Genomic DNA, 4,936 nt, shown 5'->3' on the forward strand with positions numbered 1-4,936 from the left:
GGTTGAAATCAGGAGACATCGTTACCACGGGGACTTCCGTCGTCCCGATCGCGATCGAACCGGGCAGCCGAGTTTTCGCCGACTTCGGTTGCCTCGGCGCGGTGACGACCGTTCTGGTGTGAATGCTCGATATGGCCTGGGGTGGGTGAAGCCCGCGCCTGTTGCCCGGAGCGCATCCGGGTGCTTGGCTCCTGCGTGGTGCAGTGTTCCGGTGGGACGGTGATGCGGACGATGGAGGTTTGATCCGAGCACGATTGACACCCGAGACGCCGAGAGGAATCTCCGCTCTGAAAAAGCCCGTTGTCCGCCGAGCTCACATCCGTTAGTCTGTGTGGCATGCGAATCCCCTGTCCTTTCCATTTGGCGAGGCGCCAGAGTGTTGTGGAAGAGCTGCCCTCGGGCTTCAAGCGTTCCTACCCTCGCTCGTCCTGGGTGGTGGGTTTCCTTGTGCTCCGCTGCCTGGCCGGCGCCGGATTGGGCGGGACGGCCCGAGCCGAAATCGAGCCGGACGCGGTGCGCTTCGAGGAGCATATCCGCCCCCTCTTCAAAGCGATGTGCTTTCATTGCCATGGGGAGGAAACAGAGAAAAAAGGAGACCTGGACCTACGGCTGGTCCGCTTGATGAAGGCTGGGGGCAAGTCAGGTTCCGTGCTGACCCCGGGAGATGCGAAAAGCAGTTTGCTGTGGCGCAAAATCAATTCCGACAAAATGCCCGAGGGCCCCAAGAAGCTCACTCCATCCCAAAAGGCGCTGGTTTCCCGCTGGATCGAGCAAGGCGCCCTCACCACCGAACCCGAGCCTGCGAACGTGGCCGATGCCCGGTTCTCCGCCCTTGAACTCAAGCACTGGGCTTTTCAGCCGGTGACCCGCCCGGAAGTTCCGAAGGTCGAGGGATACGCGCTTTCCACGCCTGTGGACGCATTCATCGCGCGCCGCCTCGCCGATCGAGCCCTGCCTTTCTCCCCACCCGCTGACCGGCCAACTTTGATTCGTCGGGTCACCTTCGACTTGACGGGCCTTCCGCCCACCCCGGAGGCAGTCCGAGCCTTCAACGAGGACCCTGCGCCGAACGCTTACGAGCGCCTCGTGGATCGCCTCCTCGCTTCTCCTCAATTCGGAGTGCGTTGGGGGCGTCATTGGCTCGACATTGCGGGATTTGCGGAAAGCGAGGGAGGGGGCGAAGCTGATCCGAAGCGGCCGCACGCCTGGCGCTACCGGGATTACGTCATCAACTCCTTCAACGCCAATAAACCCGTCGATGCCTTTATACGCGAGCAACTCGCGGGTGATGAGTTCGCTCCCCCAACTCCCCCGGATCCTGGCAACGCGCGGCAAATCGAGCTCTTGACCGCTTCCGGGTTCTTGCGCATGGCGCCCGATCCGACACAAGCGAACGACACCTTGGATAACCGTAACGCCGCGGCCGCGGATTCCATTAACGTGCTGAGCACCGCGCTGCTTGGGCTCACGGTCGGTTGCGCGCAATGCCACAACCACAAGTACGACCCGATCACGATCGATGACTATTACGCCTTTCGAGCCATTTTCGATCCCTTGTTTCCGCTCCGCGGCAATGATTGGCGCCGGCCCAGCGCACGCTTGATCGACTTCACCCCGGCGGACGTGAGGGCCAAGGCCGAGCGTATTGAAGCCGAAGCGAAGGTCGTCGAGGACGAAATCAACGCCCGCAAGCTCGAACTCGGCAAGGAAATCCTCGCCAAAAAGTTGGCGGATGTGCCGGCAGAACAGCGGGACGAGGTGCGCCTCGCGAACGAAGCGGCCGAGAAGGATCGCAATGAAATGCAGCGCAAGTTACTCGAAGACTTCCCGATGGTGAAATCGCCCAAATTCATCGCCGGGTTCTTGGTCGAGTACGATAACGCCGCTCACCGCAAATTCGAAAAGGAGTCGGAGAAAGTCGCCGCCATCCGGGCCACAAAACCACCGAAACACCTGGTGATGGTCGCGGACGAAAAACCCGGCATCGCCCCCGTCAGCGCCGTTTTGTTCCGCGGGGATCCCGCAAGCCCCGGCGAGCCTGTCTCCCCCTCAGAATTGGCTGTGCTCAGGCGCCACTCTCCGCTGCCGTCCCTGCCGAGCAAAGATCCGAATCGTCCCACGACCGGAAGGCGCCTCGCCTACGCCCAGCATCTAACCAGCGGCGCCCATCCGCTGACCGCCCGCGCCTTTGTGAATCGCCTGTGGCTGCATCACTTCGGACGAGGCTTGGTGGCCACTCCAAATGATTTCGGGCTGAATGGGGATCGCCCCTCGCACCCCGAGCTCCTGGATTGGCTGGCCGACGAATTCGTTCGTCAGGGCTGGGACCAAAAACGCCTCCATCGTTTAATCCTGTTATCAACCGCCTATCAACAAAAGTCCCGCCGAACTCCACGGCTGGATGCGCTCGACCCGCAAAACGAACTGGTCGGAAGAATGAACTTGCGCCGCATGGAAGCGGAAGCGATTCGCGACTCGGTCCTGGCGGTAAGCGGAAAATTGAATCCTGCCCTGGGAGGACCCAGCATCCCGGTGACGGTGAACGGAGAGGGAAAAGCGGTCCTCGGCGAACAGAAGTTTCGGGACGGCCTGGTGTCTGGGGTCGAGGACGCTAGCCAAGCCAACGCCTTTCGCCGAAGCATCTATGTGGAAGTTCAACGCTCCCTCCCCCTGAACATGCTGGTCACCTTCGATCAGCCTGAAATGAACCCCAACTGCGATCTCCGGCGCCATTCGACCGTGACCACGCAGTCCCTCTGGTTTCTCAACGATGAGTTCCTGGTGCAAGCGGCGGACGACCTGGCGCGGTTCATCATGGACAGCTGCGCCGACGATCCGGAGTGCCAGCTCCGCAGTCTTTATCGACGCTTGTTCGCCTCCGATCCCTCCTCGGAGGAGGTCGCCTCCTTGGTCGGTTTCCTCTCCCAACAATTGGACTACTGCCGAATGAACCCCGATCCGGAGTTTGAGAAGCGAGTCGGACCCGCAGGCAAGGCCAAGGCCCCGGCAACTCGCGCTCTGAGCGCGCTGTGCCAGACCTTGCTCGCCTCAAACCGGTTCCTTTACATCGATTAGGAGACGTGATGCCAAATCAAATCAATTCCCACGGACTTTGTTCTCGCCGACACATGCTCCGCACCTCGGCCTTTGGGTTGAGTTCCGTCGCAGCCGCTTGGTTGCTGAAGCACGATGGCTTGCTCGGGGCGGAACCCGTCAAACCTCCACTTGAACCTCCATCCTACGATCTCCTCCCCAAAACACCCCCGCGACCCGGCAAAGCCCGGGCGATGATCTCCATGTTCATGCTGGGCGGTCCCAGTCAAGTGGACCTTTTTGACCCAAAACCCGAATTGATCAAACGCAACGGCCAGTCTTTCCCGGGAGATGTCAAGTGGGACAACCCTGCCCAAGCCAGCCGGGAAATCATGGCGCCGCTCTGGAAATATCACCGTCATGGACAATGCGGCATGGAGCTTTCGGAACTTTTGCCCCATCTGGGTGGCGTCGCCGACGCCATCACGCTGATCCGTTCCATGAGAACCGGGGTGAACAATCATGTTCCCTCGAATTTCGCCCTGACCACGGGTAAACCCGAACACGGACGAGCGGTGCTGGGAAGCTGGCTGGCCAGCGCTCTCGGCAGCGTGTCTCAGGATCTCCCCGCCTTCGTCGCCCTGACCGATCCGCGCGGGTTGCCCTTGCTCGGCGGGGAAAACTGGCATCACGGGCGCCTTCCGTCGATCTACCAAGGCACGATGGTGCGTCCGACCGAACCCCGCATTTTCAACCTCGCCCCGCCCAGCCGTCTCCGCGGCGCCCCTCAGTCGGCGCAACTCAACTTGCTGCATTCGCTCAACCGGCGGCACCTCGCGGACCACCCCGGCGAGAACGAACTCGAGGCGCGCATGGCGAGTTACCAACTGGCTGCCCGCATGCAGTTAGCTGCCACCGAAGCGTTCGATATCGCCAGCGAGTCCGAGGCGACACACCGCTTTTACGGGATCGACCAGGACGTGACGCGGGATTATGGCACGCGCTGCCTCATCGCCCGGCGCCTCGTGGAACGAGGCGTTCGCTTCGTCCAGATTTTCTGCAACGGGCAAACCTGGGACCACCACGGTTCCATCAACACCGCCCTCCCGGCTCGCTGTCGCGAGATCGATCAACCGGCCGCCGCTTTGGTCCGCGACCTTCAACAGCGCGGCCTCCTCGATTCGACCCTCGTTCATTGGGGCGGCGAGATGGGACGCCTTCCCGTCATTCAGTTCCGGGATGGGCTCACTCAACGCGACAAAGTCGGACGGGACCACAACACTTACGGCTTCAGCATGTGGGTCGCGGGTGGCGGTTTTCGAGGAGGCCACGTCCATGGCGCGACCGATCTGTTTTCGCATCACGCCGTCGAAGGGACGGTCCATCATTATGATTGGCTGGCCACCGTCCTCCACCTGTTTGGCTTGGACCACAACGAATTGAAGTTTCGCTTGGGGCCGAGAGATTTGAAACTGGTGGAACATGCCGAAGCCCGCGTGGTTCAGGAATTGCTCGCCTGAGCCGACTTCTCGGAAAAGGGTCATCCATTAAAGGTTCTTACGTCTCGTGCGGTGAGCCGTATTACGACGCGATGCCACGGCAAAGATTTTGAACTAGGCCACTCGTATCTGCTTGGCGGCATAATCAACGTCTGCGGAACTGAAAACTCTGAAGGCCGATCACGGATTTTTACGACATGATTGGTGATGGTATCTAGCGCGATGTAAGGAAATTTCAGCGAGTACCTGTGTTTAGAAATATATTCCGGGCTGACCAGATTCGCTATTCGCTGCCCGTGAGTAGAGTAGGCGAAGCGGGCGGGTTGAGAGGCCAGAGCCAATGACCGTCGCGCTTCGCCCCTCATCGAACCGGACAGGCGGTTTTCCCGCATCCGGCTCTCCGA

Annotated in this window: 2 protein-coding genes; both read left to right on the top strand. The window is 60.8% G+C overall.

The window, feature by feature from the left end; all coding sequences use genetic code 11:
- The first annotated feature begins 336 nt into the window (after positions 1-336).
- On the top strand, positions 337-3,075 hold the full coding sequence (locus FJ404_19255; protein ID MBM3824989.1) for a DUF1553 domain-containing protein: 2,739 nt from the start codon (positions 337-339) through the stop codon (positions 3,073-3,075).
- Between the two features lie 8 nt (positions 3,076-3,083).
- Complete coding sequence (locus tag FJ404_19260; GenBank protein ID MBM3824990.1) at positions 3,084-4,553, top strand: DUF1501 domain-containing protein; 1,470 nt, start codon at positions 3,084-3,086, stop codon at positions 4,551-4,553.
- The last annotated feature ends 383 nt before the right edge of the window (positions 4,554-4,936 follow it).

The sequence above is a fragment of the Verrucomicrobiota bacterium genome (assembly GCA_016871495.1).
GTDB lineage: Bacteria > Verrucomicrobiota > Verrucomicrobiia > Limisphaerales > VHDF01 > VHDF01.

Bases quoted from the DNA above. Each gene is read 5' to 3' on its own strand.
- FJ404_19255 (MBM3824989.1), top strand. From the start codon at position 337: ATGCGAATCCCCTGTCCTTTCCATTTGGCGAGGCGCCAGAGTGTTGTG.
- FJ404_19260 (MBM3824990.1), top strand. From the start codon at position 3,084: ATGCCAAATCAAATCAATTCCCACGGACTTTGTTCTCGCCGACACATG.